The sequence below is a fragment of the Gordonia tangerina genome (assembly GCF_021556435.1).
Lineage (GTDB): Bacteria > Actinomycetota > Actinomycetes > Mycobacteriales > Mycobacteriaceae > Gordonia > Gordonia tangerina.
The window spans coordinates 166,340-188,243 of the sequence record NZ_JAKGCU010000002.1 but is presented as its reverse complement, the minus strand read 5'-3'; the positions used below and the strand labels follow the sequence as shown (position 1 = coordinate 188,243).

19 protein-coding genes and 1 pseudogene are annotated in these 21,904 nt (G+C 67.1%); 9 read left to right on the top strand and 11 right to left on the bottom strand.

Annotated features, from left to right (window positions below):
* Positions 1 to 13: 13 nt before the first annotated feature.
* Positions 14 to 1,120, top strand: a complete 1,107-nt coding sequence (locus tag L1892_RS04060; protein ID WP_235722161.1) for a DUF4192 domain-containing protein — start codon at positions 14 to 16, stop codon at positions 1,118 to 1,120.
* A 41-nt stretch (positions 1,121 to 1,161) separates the two neighbouring features.
* Here L1892_RS04060 and L1892_RS04055 read toward each other — a convergent pair whose 3' ends face one another.
* The gene (locus L1892_RS04055; RefSeq protein ID WP_235722160.1) at positions 1,162 to 1,845 is read right to left on the bottom strand and encodes an iron-dependent transcriptional repressor DtxR; all 684 of its coding nucleotides are present in this window, start codon (positions 1,843 to 1,845) and stop codon (positions 1,162 to 1,164) included.
* Positions 1,846 to 1,991: 146 nt separating this feature from the next.
* On the opposite strand from L1892_RS04055, the gene L1892_RS04050 reads away from it, so the two are divergent.
* Both L1892_RS04050 and L1892_RS04045 read left to right on the top strand, forming a co-directional pair.
* Positions 1,992 to 3,257 carry an acetoin utilization protein AcuC gene (locus L1892_RS04050; protein WP_235722159.1) on the top strand — a complete coding sequence of 422 codons (1,266 nt, stop codon included), beginning with the start codon at positions 1,992 to 1,994 and terminating at the stop codon, positions 3,255 to 3,257.
* The gene (locus L1892_RS04045; RefSeq protein ID WP_235722158.1) at positions 3,250 to 6,108 is read left to right on the top strand and encodes a bifunctional acetate--CoA ligase family protein/GNAT family N-acetyltransferase; all 2,859 of its coding nucleotides are present in this window, start codon (positions 3,250 to 3,252) and stop codon (positions 6,106 to 6,108) included. The genes L1892_RS04050 and L1892_RS04045 overlap by 8 nt, the downstream gene beginning before the upstream one ends.
* A gap of 5 nt (positions 6,109 to 6,113) precedes the next feature.
* Here L1892_RS04045 and L1892_RS04040 read toward each other — a convergent pair whose 3' ends face one another.
* Entirely contained in the window at positions 6,114 to 7,142 is a 1,029-nt protein-coding gene (locus L1892_RS04040) for a sigma-70 family RNA polymerase sigma factor (RefSeq protein WP_266062601.1), read from the bottom strand.
* A 157-nt stretch (positions 7,143 to 7,299) separates the two neighbouring features.
* On the bottom strand, positions 7,300 to 7,725 hold the full coding sequence (locus tag L1892_RS04035; RefSeq protein WP_235722157.1) for a DUF3099 domain-containing protein: 426 nt from the start codon (positions 7,723 to 7,725) through the stop codon (positions 7,300 to 7,302).
* A gap of 146 nt (positions 7,726 to 7,871) precedes the next feature.
* On the opposite strand from L1892_RS04035, the gene L1892_RS04030 reads away from it, so the two are divergent.
* Positions 7,872 to 8,144: a DUF3039 domain-containing protein gene (locus tag L1892_RS04030; RefSeq protein WP_235722156.1), complete on the top strand. Its 273-nt coding sequence runs from the start codon at positions 7,872 to 7,874 to the stop codon at positions 8,142 to 8,144.
* A 22-nt stretch (positions 8,145 to 8,166) separates the two neighbouring features.
* Here L1892_RS04030 and L1892_RS04025 read toward each other — a convergent pair whose 3' ends face one another.
* Positions 8,167 to 9,429 carry a YihY/virulence factor BrkB family protein gene (locus tag L1892_RS04025; RefSeq protein WP_372474956.1) on the bottom strand — a complete coding sequence of 421 codons (1,263 nt, stop codon included), beginning with the start codon at positions 9,427 to 9,429 and terminating at the stop codon, positions 8,167 to 8,169.
* 394 nt (positions 9,430 to 9,823) lie between these two features.
* Between L1892_RS04025 and L1892_RS04020 the strand changes: the two genes are divergently transcribed.
* Positions 9,824 to 11,563, top strand: coding sequence for a DEAD/DEAH box helicase (locus L1892_RS04020; protein WP_235722155.1), 1,740 nt, complete (start codon positions 9,824 to 9,826; stop codon positions 11,561 to 11,563).
* 154 nt (positions 11,564 to 11,717) lie between these two features.
* On the opposite strand, the gene L1892_RS04015 is transcribed toward L1892_RS04020, so the two are convergent.
* Positions 11,718 to 11,921 carry a DUF7455 domain-containing protein gene (locus tag L1892_RS04015; RefSeq protein WP_160902505.1) on the bottom strand — a complete coding sequence of 68 codons (204 nt, stop codon included), beginning with the start codon at positions 11,919 to 11,921 and terminating at the stop codon, positions 11,718 to 11,720.
* A gap of 266 nt (positions 11,922 to 12,187) precedes the next feature.
* The gene (locus L1892_RS04010) at positions 12,188 to 13,162 is read right to left on the bottom strand and encodes a TSUP family transporter (RefSeq protein WP_235722154.1); all 975 of its coding nucleotides are present in this window, start codon (positions 13,160 to 13,162) and stop codon (positions 12,188 to 12,190) included.
* A 300-nt stretch (positions 13,163 to 13,462) separates the two neighbouring features.
* Between L1892_RS04010 and L1892_RS04005 the strand changes: the two genes are divergently transcribed.
* Positions 13,463 to 13,879 (top strand): DUF952 domain-containing protein, encoded by a 417-nt coding sequence (locus tag L1892_RS04005; RefSeq protein WP_235722153.1) that lies wholly within the window; start codon positions 13,463 to 13,465, stop codon positions 13,877 to 13,879.
* On the opposite strand, the gene L1892_RS04000 is transcribed toward L1892_RS04005, so the two are convergent.
* Together L1892_RS04000 and ppgK are read right to left on the bottom strand one after the other, a co-directional pair.
* On the bottom strand, positions 13,867 to 15,297 hold the full coding sequence (locus L1892_RS04000; RefSeq protein WP_235722152.1) for an RNA polymerase sigma factor: 1,431 nt from the start codon (positions 15,295 to 15,297) through the stop codon (positions 13,867 to 13,869). The genes L1892_RS04005 and L1892_RS04000 overlap by 13 nt on opposite strands.
* Positions 15,298 to 15,481: 184 nt before the next feature.
* Positions 15,482 to 16,273, bottom strand: coding sequence for a polyphosphate--glucose phosphotransferase (gene ppgK, locus L1892_RS03995; protein ID WP_235722151.1), 792 nt, complete (start codon positions 16,271 to 16,273; stop codon positions 15,482 to 15,484).
* A 183-nt stretch (positions 16,274 to 16,456) separates the two neighbouring features.
* Between ppgK and L1892_RS03990 the strand changes: the two genes are divergently transcribed.
* A complete protein-coding gene (locus L1892_RS03990) occupies positions 16,457 to 17,356 on the top strand; it encodes an inositol monophosphatase family protein (RefSeq protein ID WP_235722150.1) in 900 nt (299 codons plus the stop codon).
* Between the two features lie 173 nt (positions 17,357 to 17,529).
* Here L1892_RS03990 and L1892_RS03985 read toward each other — a convergent pair.
* Both L1892_RS03985 and cei read right to left on the bottom strand, forming a co-directional pair.
* Positions 17,530 to 18,917 (bottom strand): annotated as a pseudogene (locus L1892_RS03985) (IS1380 family transposase).
* A 301-nt stretch (positions 18,918 to 19,218) separates the two neighbouring features.
* Positions 19,219 to 19,920, bottom strand: a complete 702-nt coding sequence (cei, locus tag L1892_RS03980; RefSeq protein ID WP_235722149.1) for an envelope integrity protein Cei — start codon at positions 19,918 to 19,920, stop codon at positions 19,219 to 19,221.
* A gap of 405 nt (positions 19,921 to 20,325) precedes the next feature.
* Here cei and L1892_RS03975 point away from each other — a divergent pair, with 405 nt between their 5' ends.
* Entirely contained in the window at positions 20,326 to 20,625 is a 300-nt protein-coding gene (locus L1892_RS03975; RefSeq protein WP_235722148.1) for a DUF4193 domain-containing protein, read from the top strand.
* Between the two features lie 117 nt (positions 20,626 to 20,742).
* Here L1892_RS03975 and L1892_RS03970 read toward each other — a convergent pair whose 3' ends face one another.
* Positions 20,743 to 21,327, bottom strand: coding sequence for a DUF3093 domain-containing protein (locus L1892_RS03970; protein ID WP_235722147.1), 585 nt, complete (start codon positions 21,325 to 21,327; stop codon positions 20,743 to 20,745).
* 43 nt (positions 21,328 to 21,370) lie between these two features.
* Here L1892_RS03970 and dut point away from each other — a divergent pair, with 43 nt between their 5' ends.
* A complete protein-coding gene (gene dut / locus L1892_RS03965; RefSeq protein WP_235722146.1) occupies positions 21,371 to 21,904 on the top strand; it encodes a dUTP diphosphatase in 534 nt (177 codons plus the stop codon).

The window sequence follows — 21,904 nt, the reverse complement described above, 5'->3', positions numbered from 1 at the left end:
TGAGGATGGGGTCATGTCGACCTCACAGCGCCCACGCCCGCTCACCCCGTCGTCGCTCCTGACGGCACTACCCGGCCTCCTCGGATTCATCCCCGAACGATCGTTGATCGTTCTTGCCTTCGGAGCCGACCCGCACACCGTGCGGACCACCATGCGTCACGACCTGATCTTCGACGAGAACGGCGACCTCGCGGCACCGTTGGTCACGGTCCTCGACGGACTCGCGGAGATCTGCGCGCGCGAGCAAGCACACGCCGTCATCCTGGTGATCGCCGACGATCGGTATCCGATCGGAGACGATCGGTACCGACGGGTGTGCGTGACCGCGGACCGGTGTTTCGCCGGGATCGGTGGTGCCGTTGCCGGATTCGTGGTCGAGCAGTTCGCCGACAATGCGCGTTGGCAGCGGGTGTGGGACGCTCCGCAAACCGCCGGCACGTATATACCGCTGACGCGCGCCGGAGCATTGCGGGGGCGGATGGCCGACCCACACACCAGTCCGACGGCTGTCCGACATGCCGTCGAGAGCGGCCGGCGAGTGCTCGCGCGACGTTCGGAGATGCAGGAGATGTTGCGGCCGTTGCCTCATTGCGTGGGCCCGCACCGCGAGTTCGGTGACGACATAGACGGCATCGACGAGATAGTCGGCATCGACGACGGAGTGCTGTTGCGTGAGCTGGTCGGGCACGTGATCGCCTTCGCGTCGCCTCGCCACCCACCAGAACTCGATTGCGCCGCGGTCACGCTCCTCGGCGATGCGTTGTTGCGGCTGCAGGTCCGCGATGCCGCCCTCGTGCTGGCGGTCACCGATCTGCGCCACGCCGCGGAGGCCCTGTGGCGCCAACTCGCCCGGCGGCTGAGGGGCTCGAGGTCCGCAAGCGCGGCCACGATGCTCGGGCATCTGCATTACGTCAATGGCGAAGGCGGATACGCCGGCGTCGCCTTTGATCATGCGTTGGCGGCGGATCCGCAGTGGCATCTGGCGGACCTGCTCGACACGGCGCTGCGCGGCGGGATACACCCCACCGCGATGCGGGAGATGATCCCGATGGGCTACGACGTCGCCGATTCGCTCGGTGTCGCGATGCCCGGGCCCAGCGTCGACCGTGAGGTGAGCTGACCGGGCCGTGTCATCGCCGGGGACCTGAGTGGAACCGAAACTCAGACCTTCTCGACGAACACCGCGTGTGCCATGTCCTCGGCCAGCTCGAGACCGTCGTGACCGGGGGAGTTCACCACGGCGCGGCCGGGGCTGATGGTCACCGTCACGCGGGCGTTGGGCACCACGCCGGCCTCACGCAGATCGCTGATCAGCGCCGCATCGGATTGGGCGTGCTCGGACAGCCGCCGGACGATGACGACCACCGGATCGCCCTGGGGAAGGTCGGACAGGCGGGTGGCGCCGTCGGTGGCCGGAGCCTTGTCCATGCCCAGCTGGTCCAGACCCGGGATGGGATTGCCGTAAGGCGATGTCGTCGGGTTGTCCAGCACGGCCAGCAGACGCCGCTCGACGTTCTCGCTCATGACGTGCTCCCAGCGGCAGGCCTCCTCGTGGACCTGGTCCCAGGGCATACCGATGACGTCGACGAGCAGCCGCTCGGCTAGCCGGTGCTTGCGCATCACCGCCACAGCGAGCTCGCGGCCCTTCTCGGTGAGTTCGAGGTGCCGGTCGCCGGCCACATGCAAGAGGCCGTCCCGCTCCATGCGGGCGACCGTCTGTGACACGGTCGGGCCGCTTTGCTCGAGCCGCTCGGCGATACGTGCGCGCAGGGGGACGATGCCTTCCTCTTCGAGGTCGTAGATCGTCCGCAAGTACATCTCGGTGGTGTCAACCAGATCGTTCACGGTACGCAGTCCCTTCGTCTGTCCCAAGGGTACCTTGACCTGCCCACCGGTTCGGGTCCTGCGTGTCGTCACCGTCGGTTGCCGCGCGCACACCACTCCCTCGATTCCTCGCGGTGGAATCGAGGGACATGCCCTAGCCTGAAACCGTGACGCGGAGCACGGGCGACGAAGCGGCGGCAGTCATCTGGAGTGAGGACTTCCTGACCTACAAGTGGGCCCACACCCACCCGATGAATCCGGTCCGGCTGGCGCTGACCATGACGCTCGCGCAGAGCCTGGGGGTCCTCGACGGAGTGGACAGCCGCGCACCCCTGGCGATCGACGACTCGGCGTTGACAGTGGTCCATTCCACCGAGTACATCGACGCCGTGCGAGCGGTCGGATCCGGCACTGCATCGTTGGCCGGTCCGCTGCTCGAGAGACTGTTCGGCCTCGGCGACGCCGACAACCCCGTGTTCGAGGGGATGCACGAGGCCGCCCGTCTGCTGGTCGGCGGAACCCTGGCGGCCGCGCAGGCCGTCGGCTCCGGATCGGTGCGGCGCGCGGTCAACATCGGCGGCGGTATGCACCATGCGATGAAGGCTCGCGCCGCCGGCTTCTGTATCTACAACGATTGCGCGATCGCCATCCGCTGGCTGCTGGACAACGGGTACGACCGGATCGCGTACGTCGACATCGACGCCCACCACGGTGACGGCGTGCAGGTCGAGTTCGCCGACGACCCACGCGTGCTGACCGTGTCGTTGCATCAGCATCCGGCCACCCTGTGGCCCGGCACCGGTTGGCCCACCGAGGTCGGTGACGGCGCGGCGGCCGGTTCAGCAGTGAACATCGCGCTGATGCCGGAGGTGTCCGATCGGCTCTGGCTGCGCGCCTTTCACGCCGTCGTTCCGTCGGTGCTCGACCAGTTCCGGCCGCAGATCCTGATCAGCCAGTGCGGCGTGGACAGCCATCGGGCGGACCCGTTGACCGATCTCGCGCTGACCGTCGACGGCCAGCGAGCCGCGATGCAGGCTATGCGCGACCTTGCCGAGAAATACTGCGACGGCCGATGGATCGCCGTCGGCGGAGGCGGTTACGGGGTGGTCAACGTGGTACCACGCAGTTGGACCCACCTGCTGGCCGTGGTACTCGATCGGGATGTCGACACCGACACCGCGATCAACGAATCGTGGTATGCCACGGCCGAACAGATCGCCGAGACCGTGCACACCGACTACTCCCAGCCGCCGGTGGGTGTGATGGGTGACGGCGGCGATGTCGACTACATCGCCTGGGACGGTGACACCGGGCAGGACCCACCCGAGGGCATCACCGGAGCCGCGCAGCGCCAGACCGATCGAGCCATCCTCGCCACCCGCCGCGCCGTGTACCCGCTGCACGGACTCGATCCGGAGGACCCCCGTGACTGAGCAGGATCAGACCGATCAGTCGGCATCGCCGGCAGCGCACGTCGCCGCAGCGAACCTCGCAGAACCGTCGCGACAGCGTGATCCCTGGGATTACCCGCGACACTGGATCGCCGACGTGCTGGCTTCCGACGGCGGTGTCGTCCACCTGCGGCCGATCGTGCCCGACGATGCCGACCGTGTCGTCCGCTTCCACGGCGGGCTCTCCGAGCGCACCCGGTACATGCGGTACTTCGGACCGACTCCGACCCTGCCGCCCCGGGAACTCGCCCGGATGACCACCGTCGACTACCAGAAGCGGGTAGCGCTCGTTGCAGTTCTCGGTGGCGACATCATCGCGATCGGCCTGTACGAGGGCCTCGGATTCGACGGCAAACCGGAGTCGGCGGAGGTGGCCTTCGTCGTCGCGGACGACCATCAGGGCCGCGGACTCGGACCCATTCTTCTCGAACATCTCGCCGGCGCCGCCGCCGAGAACGGCTTCACCCGTTTCGAGGCCGAGGTGCTCAGCGAGAATCCGAACATGGTCGCGGTGTTCCGCGACGCCGGTTACCAGTTGTCACGCAACTTCGACGGCAGCACGGTGCATGTGGAGTTCTTGATCGACCCCACCGAGGCGCTCCTCTCGGTCCGCAACGCCCGTGAGCGGGCGTCGGAGGCCCGCAGCGTCGCCAACCTGCTGCGACCGTCCTCGGTTGCCGTCATCGGCGCGTCCACCGATCCGAAGAAGGTCGGCAATGCGTTGCTCGCGAACATCATCGCCGGTGGCTTCACCGGGCCCGTGTTCCCGGTCAACGGTCCCGGACCCGAGGAGCCGGAGGCGGATTCGGATGCGGACGCGCTCGCGCCCGGCCACGGCCACACGCGGCGCAGCGGGCGGCAGCACGCTCACCCGCGGCCGCCGTCGGTCCGCGGTATCCGGGCCTATCCCACCGTGCGGGCCGTGCCGGATCCGGTCGACCTCGCGGTCGTCGCGGTGCCGGCAGCAGTCGTCGACGACGTCCTCGATGATTGTCTGGTCAAAGGCGTGCGCACGCTGGTCGTGGTGTCCTCGGGTTTTGGTGAGAGTGGTGCGGCCGGACTGCAGAGCGAGCGGCGTCTCGTCGAGCAGGCGCGGGAGCACGGGATGCGGTTGGTCGGTCCGAATGCGCTCGGGGTGGCCAACAACAGCGCGTCGATCGCGCTGAACGCCACTTTGGCACCGCGGATTCCGGCCGCTGGTCGCGTCGGCTTCTTCTGCCAGTCCGGCGCTCTGGGGATCGCGATCCTCGACACCGCGGCGCGCCGGCAGATCGGGTTGTCGACGTTCGTGTCGGCGGGTAACCGCGCCGACGTCTCGGGCAACGACCTGTTGCAGTACTGGGATTCCGACACCGACACCGATGTCGTGCTGCTCTACTTGGAGAGCTTCGGAAACCCACGCAAGTTCTCCCGGATCGCGCGACGGGTGTCTCGATCGAAGCCGATTGTCGCGGTGAAGTCGGGTAAGGGTGCGATGACCGCCGCGCGTGCCGAACGGTCGTCGGCGGCCAGCCTGGACGATCGGATCGCGCAGATGGTGCTCGAACAGGCCGGCGTGATCCAAGTGCACACGATCTCCGAACTATTCGACTGCGCGACACTGTTTGCCTACCAGCCGCTGCCGCGCGGTCCGCGCACCCGGATCATCGGCAATTCCTCGGTCCTGGGCAGCCTGGCGGGCGACACCGCCCGAGGCGGGGGACTGACGGTGACCGACACGATCGACCTCGGGGCGGGAGCCAGCGAAGACGAGTTCGAATCGGCGGTCACCGACGCGATGCGCGACCCGGCCGTGGACTCGGTGATCGTGGTGTTCGTGCCACCGGTGGCGGTGGACGCCGACTGGCATGCGCGTGCGCTGATGGCGGCGGCCAACACACCCGACGCCGATGGCCGCAAACCCATCGTGACGACGTTCCTGGCGGTCGAGGGCATCCCGCCGGGGCTGATGAAGCCCGGCCACAACGGTCTTCCGGCCAATGGTTCGATCCCGTCCTACGGCAGCCCGGAGCGAGCGGCCAATGCGCTGGTGCGGGCGTGGCAGTACGCGCGGTGGCGGCAACGCCCGGAACCGGAGATGCACCGTCCGGACGGCACCGACCCCGAGGGTGCGCGAATGTTCGTGCGCGAAGCGATGGGTGACGACGCAGACGCGGAGGCCACGCGCGCGCTCGGGCCGGTCGAGTCGGCAACGCTCCTGCGCTCCTACGGCATCGACGTGGTGCCCTTCGCGGAGGTGTCGACGATGCACGAGGCGGCCGCGGCCGCCGAACGTTTCGGCTTCCCGGTCGCGGTCAAGGCCACCTCGGCGACCTGGCGCGGCCGACTCGACCGGGAAGGCGCGCGGCTCGATCTGCCCGATGCGACGGCGGTGATCACCGCCTTCTCCGAGCTGAGCCAATTGACCGGCGACGAGGTCCTACACGTCCAAAAGATGGCACCCAAGGGCATCGGCACGATGATCCGGGTGCGCGACGACCGCTCGTTCGGCTCGCTCATCTCGTTCGGACTGTCCGGGCGAACTTTCGAGCTGCTTGGTGACCACGGCTATCGGGCGATACCCCTGACGCCGCTCGACGCCGAAGAACTGATCGACGAACCGCGGTCGGCGCCCTTGCTGGCCGGGTACGCCGGCGAGCCACCCGTGGACCGGTCGGCGCTCACGGACTTGCTGGTGCGCATATCCACGCTGGTCGATGACATTCCCGAGGTACGCGAGGTGCACTGCGACCCCATCCTGGCCTCGCCCGACGGTGCGGCGGTGCTCAACGCCCTGATACGAATCGGTCCGGTGCCCACACGCGCGGACACCGGACCGAGACGACTGGCGTAGGTAAATCAGCTGGCGTACGCGCGCAAGCGTTCGGCGCGCTCGCCCTGACGCAGTTTGCCCATGACCTCGCGCTCGATCTGCCGCACACGTTCGCGGGACAACCCGAACATCCGACCGATCTGATCGAGTGTGCGCGGTTGGCCGTCGTCGAGTCCGTAGCGCATCCGGATGACCTGCTGTTCGCGCTCATCGAGAGTGGACAGCACCGACCGGATGTCGGAGTGCAGCAGGCCGGCGATCACCGCATTCTCCGCCGAAGTCGCTTCAGCGTCTTCGATGAAGTCTCCGAGCGGCGCCTCTTCGTCATTGCCCACAGGCATGTCGAGGCTCACCGGGTCACGGCTGTGATCGAGGAGGTCGGCGATCTTCTCCGCCGGGATGCCCGACTCGTTGGCCAGTTCGTCGTCGGTGGCCTCACGGCCGAGTTGCTGATGAAGTTCACGCTTGATGCGGGCGAGCTTGTTCACCTGCTCCACGAGATGGACCGGGAGCCGGATCGTGCGGCTCTGATCGGCCATACCGCGGGTGATCGCTTGACGAATCCACCAGGTCGCGTACGTGGAGAACTTGAACCCCTTGGCGTAGTCGAACTTCTCCATCGCACGGATCAGACCCAGGTTGCCTTCCTGGATGAGATCGAGCAACGGCATCCCGCGTCCGGTGTAGCGCTTGGCCAGCGACACCACGAGGCGGAGGTTGGCCTCGAGCAGGTGCGCACGCGCGTACTCGCCCTCGCGAACGATCACGGCGAGGTCGCGCTTCTTGGTGGCCGAGAGTCGCTTCTTGGTGGCCAGCAGATGCTTGGCGTAGAGGCCGGCCTCGATCTGCTTGGCCAGTTCGACCTCTTGCTCGGCATTGAGCAGTGCGGTGCGACCGATGCCGTTGAGATAGACGCGAACAAGATCAGCTGCCGGGGACTGCGCGTCGAGATCCTGCTCCGTCATCGCCGGACGGATGCGTGCGGGATCGTCGGCTACTCCAGTGGTCGTGGTTGCAGTGGTCGTGGTCGGGCGTGCAACTGTCGAGCGTGACATTCGGCCTCCTGACGTGAGTGCGTACACCCGGTTCAACGCGAACGGGTAGGGGAAAGTTCCCGGGGACGCCGACCCCCGGCGTCGACCGTGGGTGGTGTGACCAGCGCTTTTCCCGGCAGATGCAGCCGAGTACATGAGAAGTTGCTGAGAGTGTCGGTCAGTGGGAACGACGATCGCGATCGGAGCGCGACGGTTCGTCCGACGACTCGGCGGTGCCCTCGACGATCGTCGGATCGAGGGTCTGCCGATGCCCCTCGATCCCGGCCGGGCCGAGCACCGAGTGATCGACGCCGTATTTGTATTGCGCCACCTCGCCACGCTTGCGCGGCGGCCGGTCGTTCGCGATGAGGACCGCGACCCATGGAATCGGGATGGACGCGGCGACGATGGCGAGCGCGAGCAGTCCGTTTCCGGTGGCGCTGTACACAATTCCGGCGATCACCAGCGCCGGCACACGAAACGCCATCAGGGTCAGATACTTGCGCACACGAGCCCGGTGCTGATCGTCGAGCGACTGCTGCGCACCGGTGATCAGAAAGGTCTGGGGGTCGGTACGGTGCCCCGATGATCCTTGTCTGCTCATACGTCCACCATCCCACTTCGCCGCGGCGGATGCACCGACGGGCCATCCGAATCGAACTCGCCGATCGAGGTCTCATGTAGGTCATTCGGAGCTGTACCCCTTTCGGCGTTGTCCCTCGCCCGTCGTCGTGGCGCACAATGGTCGGTATGGGAACTGAGACAATCGAGCGGCCGGACCTCGACGAGCGGACAGACGTCGACGAACGACCCGATGCCGACACCACCGACCACGGCGACGACGATCGCCCCAAGTTCTTCCACTACGTGAAGAAGGACAAGATCGCCGAGAGCGCGGTCATGGGAAATCACGTGGTGGCCTTGTGTGGTGAGACATTCCCCGTCACCCGCTCGGCCAAACCCGGATCGCCGGTCTGCCCGAAATGCAAGAAGATCTACAGCCGGATGCGCAAAGGGGAGTGAGCTCGCCTGGCGTGCGGCCGGCTCACTCCGAGGTCGGTGGCGATGGAGGCGGCCGGCGTGACGGCCCGGCCGTACGCCCCCGCCGGATCGGTCCGGACGCCAGCCGGTCGGGCAACGTCTTGAGTTGACCGGTCACCTCCGCGGTCTGCGACGAAACCCAATCGCGCATCTGCGCCGACACGGGCGGTTTCGCCGGCCAGAACTCCTGTACCGCGGCATTGAACTCGGCGCCGACGACGATGGCGAAGCCAAGGAAGAACGTGAACAGCAGGAAAGCCACCGGCGTCGCCAACGCGCCATAGCTGTACCCGGCGCGGGTGAGCTCGGTCAGGTAGATGCGCAGTATGTAGCTGGCGACCCAGAAGAAGATCCCGGCGACCACCGCTCCGCCCACCAGCCGGTGCCACGGCAGCGGGTTGGGCAGCGCCAGATGGTAGAGCGTGGTCAGCATGACCAGCAGTAGTACGGCCACGAACGGGAAGTAGCCGAAATCGATCAGGTGGGTGACGATCGGGTCCCACGAGTCCGGCACGATCTCGTGGAGGTAATTGGGCCCGAGGGCGACCAGCGGCAACACGAACACCGACGCCACCAGGAATCCCATGTAGACGAACAGCGCGAAGAATCGTTGCCATACGGGGTTGCGGACCTCGTGCTGTCCGTGGGCGCGCACGATCGACGCGACGAAACAAGACACCGCCGACGACCCGGCCCACAGCGAGATCACGAAGCCCGCCGAGATGACGACCACCCGGCCACGGCCGAGGACGTTGTCGACCGTGGGTCGGATGATCTCGTCGACGACGTTGGCGGAGAACGTGCGGTCGGCGAAGGCCACGATGCGTTCGTAGATGACGTCGACCGTGTCCGGACCGAACCAGCCGGCGATGTAGCCGACACTGCCGAGCAGACCCAGCAGTAGTGGCGGTAGCGACAGTGCCTGCCAGAACGCGGCTTGGGCCGCCCAACCCACGATGCCGTCGTCCCACGCCTTGACGATGGTGCGCCACACCAGGCGGTGCAGATTCGGCAGCACAGGTCGACCGACCGACGGCGGTGTCTCGGCGGCCGGGTCGTCGACGCCTCGATCGGCATGGGAACGCCCCGCCCTTGTCCCCGTGCCCGAGTCCGGCATGTCCGTGTCGGGAGTCGCCGGCTCCGGGCCGTCCGGTGGTGCCGCGGCCGGGGGAGCGGCCTGTGGTCGAGACCGGTCCATGCCCGGCCGGGCCGCCAGGGGGCGGGTGGGATGGGTGTCGTCTATCGGGGTGGTCGGCGTCGCAGCCATCGGCGGGCCATCCGGTGGCGTCGGTGACGGGGCCGGACGTCGACGCGGTCGCGATCGGTCGGGTGGGATCGGGGCCGCCGATGCCGGATAGGGAGTACCTGCCGACGACGTGGTGTCCTCGGTGATCGGTACGGGGTTCCGGTTTCGACTGCTGATGGCTCCAGCATCCCTGATCCGGCGACGAAACGGGGCAACCGGGCCCCCGGTGGTGTGCCGTCGTCGATTCACCACCCGTCCGGGACGCTGCGCGAGTCGATCGGGTAGCCGCTCGGTGGTCCGGAGTACCATTGCTCGCGTCCCCTCCGACGGTTCTCACCCCGAGGGGACATTTCATGTCCCGAATGTGTCCCGAACGGACAGTCCGGTCAGACCAGGTGTCAGGAGCAGTGCACGAGTGACTTCAGCAGCCGACGGCACGGCAGCCGAAGAGGCAACCATCCCCCCAGGTCCGCCACTGCGCGCGTGGCAGCGGCGGGCGTTGACGAAATACCTCACCCGCCGACCGGTCGACTTCATGGCCGTCGCGACGCCGGGTGCGGGTAAGACCACGTTCGGCCTGCGCGTGGCGCGTGAGCTCCTCGACGACCGCACCGTCGAGCAGATCGCCGTGGTGGCCCCGACCGAACACCTCAAGCACCAGTGGGCCGAGGCGGCCGCCCGGGTGGGCATCGCGTTGGACTCGAGGTTCCGCAACGCAACCGGACAGACCAGTTCGGACTATCACGGTGTGGCGCTGACCTATGCGCAGGTCGCAGCGCACCCGTCGCGGCACCGGGTGCGCACGGAGAACAGGCGCACGCTGGTGATCCTCGACGAGATCCACCATGGCGGGGACGCGAAGTCGTGGGGAGACGCGATTCGCGAGGCCTTCTCCGACGCCACCCGCCGCCTGTCGCTGACGGGAACGCCATTCCGTTCCGACGACTCGCCCATCCCGTTCGTGACGTATGAGCCCGAGCCGGGCGGGGTGCTGCGGTCGGTGGCCGATCACACCTACGGTTACGCCGACGCACTCGCCGACGGCGTCGTCCGTCCGGTCATGTTCCTCGCGTACAGCGGGCAGGCCAGCTGGCGTACCAGCGCGGGGGAGGAGTTCACGGCGCGGTTGGGTGAGCCACTGTCGGCCGAACACACCGCCCGCGCCTGGCGGACCGCGTTGGACCCGCATGGGGACTGGATTCCGTCGGTACTCGAGGCCGCCAGCACGCGGCTGCGACAGCTTCGCGCCGGCGGAATGCCCGATGCCGGCGGGTTGGTCATCGCGACCGACCAGACCGTCGCCCGCGACTACGCGGAACTACTCACCGCGATCACCGGTACCCGGCCGACGCTGGTGCTGTCCGACGATCCCAAGTCGTCCTCACGTATCGCCGAGTTCGCGGCATCGCGCGACGAGTGGATGGTGGCGGTGCGCATGGTGTCCGAGGGAGTCGACGTGCCTCGGCTGGCGGTGGGCGTGTACGCGACGAGCTCGTCGACGCCTCTGTTCTTCGCTCAGGCGATCGGTCGCTTCGTCCGCTCCCGGCGCCCGGGCGAAACCGCCAGTGTGTTCCTGCCGTCGGTTCCGGTGCTGCTCGACCTGGCCTCCAAGATGGAGGCCGAACGCGATCACGTCCTGGGTAAACCACATCGGGACAGCGACGGCCTCGATGACGCGCTGTTGATCGATGCCAACAAGCAAAAGGACGAAGAAGGCGAGGACGAGAAGGCCTTCCAGTCGCTGCACGCCGACGCCGAACTGGACCAACTCATCTTCGACGGCGCCTCCTACGGGACGGCGACGTTCTCGGGCAGCGACGAGGAAGAGGACTATCTGGGTCTACCAGGGCTCCTTGATGCCGATCAGGTGCGTGAGCTGCTTCGCAAACGGCAGGCCGAACAGGTGTCACAGCGGTCGGCGGCCGGTCCTGCCCAGGTGATCGAGACCGCTGCGCCTGCGCGCCCGACCGGGGAGAATCTGCACGCCCTGCGCAAGGAGCTCAACACGCTGGTCGCGATGCACCACCGTCGCACCGGTAAGCCACACGGCATGGTTCACAACGAACTTCGCGAGCGTCTCGGTGGTCCACCCACGGCGATGGCCACCGCCGAGCAACTCCGTGAGCGGATCTCCGCGCTGCGTGAGTGGCGCTGAATCAGGTACCCGCGGTTGGGCGCAACCTCGACGACAAGAGGCGCCCACTCGACGACAAACGGCGCCCACTCGAGGCAACGGTGCCCATTCGACGGTGATACGACAGCGACCCGGCCGGATCACTCCGACCGGGTCGCGACATCGTGTGGACGATTCAGACCAATTCTTCGCTCGACTCCACGACTGCGGACAGCTCCACGAGCTTGGCCTCGTGCTCGTTGAAGTGGTGGCGGCAGAAGAGAAGCTCGCCACCGGCGGGCAGTACAGCCCGCACCTTGGCGGCCGCTCCGCAACGATCACAGCGATCGGCGGCGGTCAGCGGCATGGAGATCGGGGCTGTGGTGGCTGTGTCTGACATAGTTCCTCCGTCCCGGTCCGGCGGTGGCGTCGTTGCCGGTCGCCTTTCCCTTCGTGAGCCGACACATCGGTCTGATGCGTCACCCTCACCCTTTCAGACGTATGAGCGTTTCGTATTGTTCCGCGGGTCGCCCGGGTGTGTCGTCACTCACCGTTAACACGTGCTGCTCCAGCGGCAACACGCGCTCAATCCGAGTTTACGTGTGCTGAGACAACGCTCACACGAGCCCAGCACATCGTCGTCGACCATGTGCGCTCGAAGTCGCATCAGCCCACGGCCGGGGTACCGGTCGGCTCAGCGGCCTCATCGGGTTCGTGCTCCACAGCCTCGGCCTGCTCGGCACGCAGCCGACTGACGGCGTCCGACGACTCGTTCTCGCGGTCACGCAGGTACTCCCGCAGCGAGTACGCGAAGGCGGCCACCCACAGCACGATGATCGTGAGGTAGATGCCCGTCTGTGCGGCCGACGGGACGTCGACGAGATCGCTGCGCAGCAGGCTGCGGGTGTTGGTGAGCACGATCAGACCACCGACCGAGGCACCGAGCAGCCGCGGCGGGATGTGCCGGACCAGCCAGGCCGCGATCGGGGCAGCGATGATCCCACCGACCAGGATCGCGCCGACCCACGCGAAGTTGATCCCTTGCGAGCCCAGACTCACCAGGAAGCCCAGACTCGCGGCCACCGCGATGATGAACTCGCTGGTGTCGATGGAACCGATGACCTTGCGCGGTTCGAGTCGCCCGCTGGCGAGTATGGCCGGGGTGCCGACGGGCCCCCAACCGCCGCCACCGGTGGCATCGACGAAACCGGCGACGAGTCCCAGCGGGGACAGGAACCGCTTGCGCAGCGGCTTGCCGAGATGCTGACGCGGGATGCCCTGGAAGGTGAACCGGGTCAGAATGTAGAGACCCAGCAGCAACAGGATGATGGCCATCAGCGGAGCCGCAGCCTCGGTGGAGAGATTCGACAACACGGTCGCGCCGAGAAACGCGCCGATCGCGCCGGGCAGGGCGATGCGTCGGACGACCTTCCAGTCGACGTTGCCGAAGCGCCAATGCGATACCCCGGACACGAGTGTGGTCCCGATCTCGGCCAGGTGGACCGTGGCCGACGCGGCGGCGGGGTTGGCCCCGATGGCCAACAACAGGGTGGTGGTGGTGACGCCGTAGGCCATGCCGAGGCTGCCGTCGACGAGTTGAGCGGCGAGACCGACCAGGCCGATCAGGACGATGGTGCGCATGCGATGAGAACTTTCGGTTCAAATGACTCGGGGTTGTGCGGACACGCACCGGTAGCCGGGAAACCCTGGCAGACGCTGGCGCGATGGGGTACGCGCCGCGGCATCTCGATCAGATCGGGCCGCGGCGCCGCAGACACAGCATCGACGCCACCCTCAGGAGGTCGATGGCTCGTCGGGTCACCAGCATGCGGAGAATCGTAAGGGCAGACCGACCCGATCCGTGCATTTGGCACGGTCGGGAGAATCCGACCGCGCACAACTCTTGACAAGCCGGCTGCCGGATGGTTTAAGCAACGACCTATGAATGTCGACTCCGAGCCTGTGCTGCTGCACCTGTGTGCCCGCGTCGAATGGGAGCAGTCGCGCCGGGCCGGATCTCACGAACCGCCGTCGCTCACCGAAGTCGGGTTCATCCACCTCTCTGGGCCCGCTCAGGTCCATCTCCCGGCCAACCGGCTGTATGCCGGACGCGACGACCTCGTGCTGCTCGTCATCGACCCGGACCGGCTGTCGGCGCCGGTCGTCTGGGAACCGGGAGTGCCGTCTGATCCTGAGGGGATGCGGTTCCCCCATCTCTACGGCGCATTGCCGGTCGATGCCGTCATCGACGTACACCCATATAAGGCGAACGCGGACGGTGCTTTCGCACCGCCCGCGTTCGTGACGAAGATCTCCGGGTCGGATTCGGACCCATCGAGCCGAGATCAGTCCAGGTAGTCGCGCAGCACCTGCGACCGCGACGGGTGCCGCAACTTCGACATCGTCTTCGACTCGATCTGGCGGATACGTTCGCGCGTCACGCCGTAGACCTGACCGATCTCGTCGAGGGTCCGTGGCTGGCCGTCGGTGAGACCGAAGCGTAGCCGGACCACACCGGCCTCGCGTTCGGACAGCGTCTCCAGCACCGACTGCAGCTGGTCTTGCAGCAGGGTGAAACTCACGGCGTCCACCGCGACCACGGCCTCGGAGTCCTCGATGAAGTCACCGAGTTGGCTGTCGCCCTCGTCGCCGATGGTCTGGTCCAGTGAGATCGGTTCACGCGCGTACTGCTGGATCTCCAGCACCTTCTCCGGCGTGATGTCCATCTCCTTGGCGAGCTCCTCCGGGGTGGGCTCGCGGCCGAGATCCTGGAGCAGTTCGCGCTGGATCCGGCCCAACTTGTTGATGACCTCCACCATGTGCACCGGGATGCGGATGGTGCGTGCCTGGTCGGCCATCGCACGGGTGATCGCCTGCCGGATCCACCACGTCGCGTAGGTGGAGAACTTGTAGCCCTTGGTGTAGTCGAACTTCTCCACCGCGCGGATCAGACCGAGGTTGCCCTCTTGGATGAGATCCAGGAACGCCATACCGCGACCGGTGTAGCGCTTGGCCAGCGACACCACGAGCCGGAGGTTTGCCTCGAGCAGGTGGTTCTTGGCACGGTTTCCGTCGCGGGAGATCCAGTTCAGGTCGCGTTTGGCGGCGGTGCTGATCTTCTCGCCGGAATCGACGATCCGGCGCAGCCGCTCGGTTGCGAACAGGCCGGCTTCGATGCGCTTGGCGAGTTCGACCTCCTCCTCGGCGTTGAGCAGGGCGACCTTGCCGATCTGCTTCAGATAGGCGCGGACGGAATCGGCCGACGCGGTGAGTTCGGCGTCCTTGCGGGCCTGGCGGAGTGCCTCGGATTCTTCTTCGTCCCAGACGAAGTCGCCGGAGGTCTTCTCCTTGCTGTCCGCTTTGGCCTTGGTGCCGGTGGCCTTCGTCGCCGCCGGTGCGGTCTCGGCGTCGGCCGTGTCGTCGTCCTCGTCATCCTCGGAGGAGTCGTCGTCGGAGGCCTCGTCGTCCTCGTCGACCTCGATGTCGTCGATCTCGACATCGTCGCCGAGTTCGGCATCGGGACCATCGATGTCGTCGATGGTGCCGCTGTCGTCGAGATCTTCGGTCGACTCGCCGTCGGAATCGGCAGGCTTGGTGCCCTTCTTCGGGGCGCGTTTGCTCGCCGCCTTCTTTGCTGCCTTCTTCGCGGGTGCCTTGCGGGCGGCGGCCTTCTTGGCGGCTTTCTTGGCGGTCCGTTGGGCCGGCGCAGGCTCCGTGGCGGTAGTCGCGTCTGTCGATTCGTCGACGTCGGCCTGTCGGGTCTTGGTGGCTGCCACGTACAACCTTTCGGAACTGACTCGTGTATCCACCGACGGCGGCGCACGCCGACGCGGATCAGGGGCTTGATTTCTCGGTGCGCGATGACCGGTGTGGACCATTGTAACGACATCGCCTCGCACCATGTGGCAAAGCCCTGGTCAGGCCACGTCGCGATCCGCCCCGATCACCTCCACGAGGCGGTCAGGCGCGTAGCCCGGCGGTCACCGCCATCGCCGCGCCGACGATACCCGCGGTGTTCTTCAACGTCGCGGGCACGACCGGTGTCGAGTTGGTGAGGAACGGCACCCATTTGTCACTCTTGCGGCTGATACCACCGCCGATCACGAAGACCTTGGGCCAGAACAGAACTTCGTAGGCCTCGAGAACCTTGGAGACCTTGCCGGCCCACTTCTCATAGCTCCAGCCCTTGTCTTCTTTCACCTTCGACGACGCCCGGTGTTCGGCTTCTTTGCCGTCGACGATCATGTGCCCGAGCTCGGTGTTGGGTACCAGGGTGCCGTCGATCAGGATCGCCGAGCCGATGCCGGTGCCCAGAGTCAGCAGCATCACGACGCCGTCCACATCGGCCGCCGCACCGTAGCGGTCCTCGGCCATCCCGGCGGCGTCGGCGTCGTTGAGCACCGAGACCTGCCGACCCCCCAGATGCGAGCTGAACAGCTCGTAGACGTCGGTGTCGATCCAGCCCTTGTCGATGTTGGCTGCGGTGCGCATGATGCCGTCGGTGACCACGCCGGGCAGGGTGATGCCGACCGGTCCGGTCCACCCGAAGTGTTCGACGACCTCGGCCACACCGCCCGCCACGGCCTCTGGCGTCGAGGGCTGGGGTGTGAGCACTTTGAAGCGCTCGCCGACCAGCTCGCCGCTGTCGAGGTCGACGATGCCGCCCTTGATTCCGGAACCACCGACGTCGACGCCGAATCCGAGGTTGGTGGGGGTGGCTGTCTCGGTGCTCGCTGCCTCGGCATCGCTCATGTCCGGGTCCTCTCTGATCGAACCGTCGGGTTCCCCGTACTCGGGGAAATCGTGTGCGACCTAGGCTATCCAGCGCGCGGACGCGACGCTGTGGTCGACACCAACTCGTCATCGTTGCCGGTCCCGGTGTTCACCGCTCATCCCGCCGCGACGCGGCCGGTGTCGGTGTGCTGACATGGTTGCGTGACCGATGATCCCGGCTTCGACGAACTCGAGCGTGTCGCAATCGATGTGGCACAACGTGCCGCCGCCCATGTCCGGGTCCGGCGATCCGAGTTGTTCGGCGCCCGGCCCGGTCACGACCCCGGCGCGGTCGATACCGGATCGGACCGATCCACCCAGGCGCCGGCCGTCAGCACCAAATCGACGCCCACTGATCCGGTGACGCTCGCCGACACCGAGACCGAACAGCTCGTCCGATCCGAATTGCGCGCACGCCGGCCCGGCGACGAGGTGCTGGGCGAGGAATCGGGTGGCTCGGTCGATGTGCCGTCCGGAGTGCGCTGGGTGGTGGACCCCATCGACGGAACCGTGAACTTCATGTACGGCATCCCGGCCTATGCGGTCTCGGTTGCCGCCCAGGTGGACGGTCGTTCGGTTGCCGGTGCGGTCGTGGATGTGGCGCGTGCGATCACGTACTCCGCGTCGCTCGGCGCAGGTGCACGCCTCGACGCCGGCACCGGGCCGATTGCGCTGGCCTGTAACCCGATCGACCGTGTCGAGCTCGCCCTGGTCGCGACGGGTTTCTCCTATGACGCGCGCCGTCGGGCCGAGCAAGGGGCCATCGTCGCCGAGTTGCTGCCGCAGGTTCGTGATCTGCGGCGGGTCGGCGCGGCCGCCTTGGATCTGTGCATGGTCGCAAGTGGTGCGGTGGATGCGCATTTCGAACACGGATTGAGCCCGTGGGACTGGGCGGCCGGCGGATTGATCGCCGCCGAGGCGGGCGCAGTGGTGCACACCCCGCCACCGGATTCGCGCTCTTCGGACGGTCACGTCACCCTTGCGTGTGCGCCCGGCATCGCCGACGACTTCATCGAGGTTCTCGACCGACTCGGGGCACGCAGGACCATGTCCGCCGACTAGTGTCCCGCGCCCGAAATCATCAACGAATTTCCGACGCGGGACACTAGCCTCGATCTTTCACGTGGCCGGCGTTTGTGGTGGTCAGCGGGTCAGCGTGGGGTGAGCAGGGGCGATTCCCGGCGTTCGGTCGCCGGCTGTTCGAGGTCCTTGGTTGTTGGGGTGGGAGCGACGGCTCAGGCGGTCTGCAAGGTGGTCCAGGCGGTGTCGAGGAGGTCGAGGTAGGGCCAGTCTCGGGGGAGGTGCAGTCGCCGTCGCCGCCCGGTATGCACGATGCGTCCAGCGACCGAGAACAGTCGCAGGCGCAGCTTCTTGGGTGCCCATCGGCGTACCGGACTGTGTTCGTGGAATCCCAATGTTTGGGTCCAAGCGATCAATTCTGCGGCCAGGGACACGATTTCGAGCCACAGCTGGTTGTGCGCGAAACCGTGGAAAGGGAGATTACGCATCCCGGTGTCTTTGAGGCTGCGGATACGGTCCTCGGCACGGGCACGCTGGCGGTGACGCACCTCGAGCATGGGCAGTGTCCAGCCTCGTCCTCGGGTGTTGGTGGCAAAGCAGGTGATACGCCAGCCGTCTTCGTCGGTGAGTCGTAGTTGCGCGCCGGGGTGGGGGCGTTCGCGGCGCGCGATAATCCGCATCCCGACAGGCCACACGTTAAGGCCACTGAGGTGATCGCGGGTCGTGGTGGCATCCAGGCGGTCAGTTCGGCGACCTGGGCTCCGTCGCGAGCCTCGCCGTCACCGTTGAGTGCTGCGCGCCACGCCTGCACAGGGATCGTGGCGATTGCAGCGCGGATCGGGTCGCTGACCCCGAATCCGATGGAGTACTGCAACCCGGCGTCGGTGATGTGATGCAAAAACGCTTTCGAACAGCCACCGGTGTCGGTACGCACCAACACCTGAGCACGGTCGGTGGCAGGTAACTGGGCCAGCGCTGCATCGAGGACAGCGATGTGGTCAGCAGCACCCATCGCGGAGGCATTTCCCGCTCGCAACGTCAGCACCAGGGGTTCTCCGGTGCCGTGTTCGCCATGGTCGACCAACGCACACATCGGATGAAACCCGAACGTGCGTTTATAGGTCGGTGCAGCCGACTCTTTCTCGGAGTGCGCGGTCACCACGGTGGCATCGACATCGACGATGACCTGCCCCGAAAGGCTGGAACCGAGCGGACGGCGCTGTGACCACACCCGGTCGCGAGCCCGCACCCGCGCGTCGCGGATCGCCGAGAGCGCCTCGTCCCCACCGGCCGCCAATGCCGCCAGCACCCGCGATGCCGTCGCATCCGAGGCCACCGTGCCGAACACCCCGGGTTGTGCGCGCAGCACCGCCAGATCAGCCATACAGTCACCACCCAATGCCAGCACCATCGCCTCATCGACGAGGACCTTCGCAGGATCGTGCAGAGCGCGATCGGACCGCCATGGCGCCAGCGCGTCTGAGAGCACCGCGTCCAGCCCCGAGAGCCGAACCGCCTCGCGTAACAACACTGCCCCCGACGAGGAGACCAGCGACTCGTGGCCGCGTCCAACAACCAACCGTGGATACCAGCTACCCTTCACCTGCGGAGTGCCTCTCTGCTCGGCGGACCTTGACCTTCGACAAGCCAAGAATCCCCCAGCAGACAGGCACTTTCGCGTATCACACGCCGCCCATCACCCAGCCACGTGAAAGATCGAGGCTAGGGACGCGCTCCACCGCGTCGAGGGCGCTGATTCTGGTCGAGTGCGCAGAAGGCCGGAGTCGACGTCGGGTGGCTCTGCGCTACCCAGTGCCCAGTCAACGGGAAATGGTGCCCAGTCAACGGGAAATGGCGCCCAGTCAACGCTCGGGTAGGTGGACGGGCCGCTCGGTCGAGGGCGGTCAGCAGGACGAGGAGTGCACTGCCTCGACGAGACCGGGGTCGGCACCGGTCTGCGGGTTCTTCGGATCGGCCGAGCGCAGAGCCTCCAATGCGGCCTGAGCGTCCTGGGATTGTTCCCGGGCCTCGTAGTACTCGCCGAGCGCGACATCGACGGAATTGTCGGTTCGGCCGTCGAGGACGGGCTGCGCGCAGGGTAGTGCCAGCCACACCGCCGCGGCGGCGGACTTGCCGGCCGGCCCGAATCGAATCTGCGCATAGCACGCCAGGTCGCGATTGGGATACACGGTGTCGTCGGCATACGGGGCATCGGCGACCGGGGTGAAGCCCTGGGCCGTCAGGTCATCGGACACCGACCGGGCGGCACCGCGCTGAGACGACGCGTTGAGCACACGGACCTGGAAGGTGGACAGCGCCGCCGGGGTCACCTCGAGCATCTCGTCCCGGTCGGCCGCGGCGAGCTCCGGCGGCTCCGCGGCCGGAGTCGCCGGGGGCGGAGCGGACGGATCCGCTGATGCGGGTGTCGGTTGGTTGCATGCGGTGGGGATCGCGGCGGGCCCCGATTCGCCCAATGCCACCGCCCACGTGATCAACGCGGCCACCAGCAGCACGACTGCGGCGATGATCGCCGGACGTGCCCGGCGCCGCCGGAACGGACGACCTCTGGCGTCAACCGATGTTCCCCCGGTAATTTGCGACACCACCGCGAATCGGCTCCTTCTCACCTCGACCTGCGGCACCACTCTAGAGGGTCGGCGCCGGCGCTCGGCGTAGACAGGCCGGTGGACCCGTTGTCTCGGCCCAACGGGCCGGCTTCGCCGATGGAACACGCCAGGGAATGATCCGAATGGCTCCGCCGTTGACCCAGCGGCATCGGTGCACTAGGCTTCGGGCGCCCGCCCTCCGAAGAAGACGGAAGGCATGCGAGTCGGATGTGACGAAAATCACTCCGATCTGCAGGGTCCTGGGTAACGAATTGCACCGGTCATGACGTTGAAGTGACGCCCGACGGCAAGACAATCCCGGCGGGTCCGCGCACCTACGTTTGTCCGGCCACAAGCCTGGACAACCGAGAGCGCTCGCACACTCTCACATAGGTAAGGCACACAATGGCTACTGATTATGACGCGCCACGTCGCACAGACACCGAGGATCTGAACGAGGACTCGCTCGAGGAGCTGAAGGCCCGCCGCAGCGAGGCGCAGTCGGCTGCCGTCGACGTCGATGAGGGCGACACCGCGGAATCCTTCGAACTCCCCGGCGCCGATCTCTCGGGCGAGGAGCTCTCGGTTCGGGTCATCCCGAAGCAGGCCGACGAATTCACCTGCACCAGCTGCTTTCTCGTCTATCACCGCAGCCGGCTGGCGCGGGAGAACGGCAACTCGCGGATCTGCGTGGACTGCGCCTGACGAGCGCCGCAGACTCGCGGCTCAGCACCACAAATGCACCCAGAATGAATGGGGCGGGTCGACCGAAGTTGGGCCCGCCCCGTCGTTTATCCCGCCCTCTTGTTCATCCCCGCCGGGTCAGTCGGCGATACCGGCCTCGGCGGCGGCGTCCGGCACGTCGAGCGCGGCGAGCAGTCCGGCCGGGTCGCGCGTGGACACCAGCCAGTACGGGGTGGGGTCGTCCGGGTCGTCGAGCACGAGCAACACCATCGTCTTCACCCAGGCGCGGTGCATGAGAAACGCGGCCGGATCCAGTTGTCGACCGAGTGCGGCACTCTTGGCGGTCGCCGGCACGGTTGCGCCGCGTGCGATGACGCCGCGCGGCAGGCGCGCCCGACCGGCGTGTAGCTCCCGCTCGGCGGTGACCCGGACCGAGACCCGCCCCATCGACCACAGCACCGAGGCACACAACACGCCCACCACGACGTAGCCTGCGACACTCCACGCCGACCGGTGCGCGGACAGCTGAATCTCGTAGCCGACGACGCCGGTCACCACGGCGGCGGCCAGCCACCACCACCAGGGCACCCTCAGGCGTTCGGCGAACCGGTCCGACGCCGGATGGCGTTCTGTCGCCGGGTGCTGCGCGCCATTTCTCGACTCACCTGGGCCGTCGCCGGAGGGACGACCGGCCGGATCATCAGCTGCTTCAGGGGGAGTCACGCGACCAGCGTAGTCTGCCCTCGTGGCGCCGAATTCTCCCACCGTGACAAACGACCGGGGCGACGCGAGCGAACCGATCGCCCTCCGCCGACTCGACCCCGACATTCCTGTGCCCACCCGCGCGCATGCCGGCGACGCCGGTGTCGACCTGTGTTCGACGATCGACCTCGAGTTGCCGCCCGGTCGGCGGCAGCTGGTCGGTACCGGGATCGCGGTGGCGTTGCCGATCGGCACGGTCGGGCTGGTCCATCCGCGGTCTGGGCTCGCCGCACGCGCCGGCCTGTCCATCGTCAACAGCCCGGGCACCATCGATGCCGGCTACCGCGGCGAGATCAAGGTGTGCCTGATCAACCTCGACCCCGACGAGTCGATCGTGATCACCCGCGGAGACCGGATCGCGCAGTTGCTCGTGCAGCGCGTCGAGTTACCGGACTTCGTCGAGGTAGACGAGCTCGACGAGACCAGCCGTGGACTCGGCGGACACGGTTCCAGCGGTGGACACGCGATTCTGGCCGCGGCGGCACCCGATGGTGACCGCGGATCGGATCACCCGACGACACGTGACATCGAGGAGTAG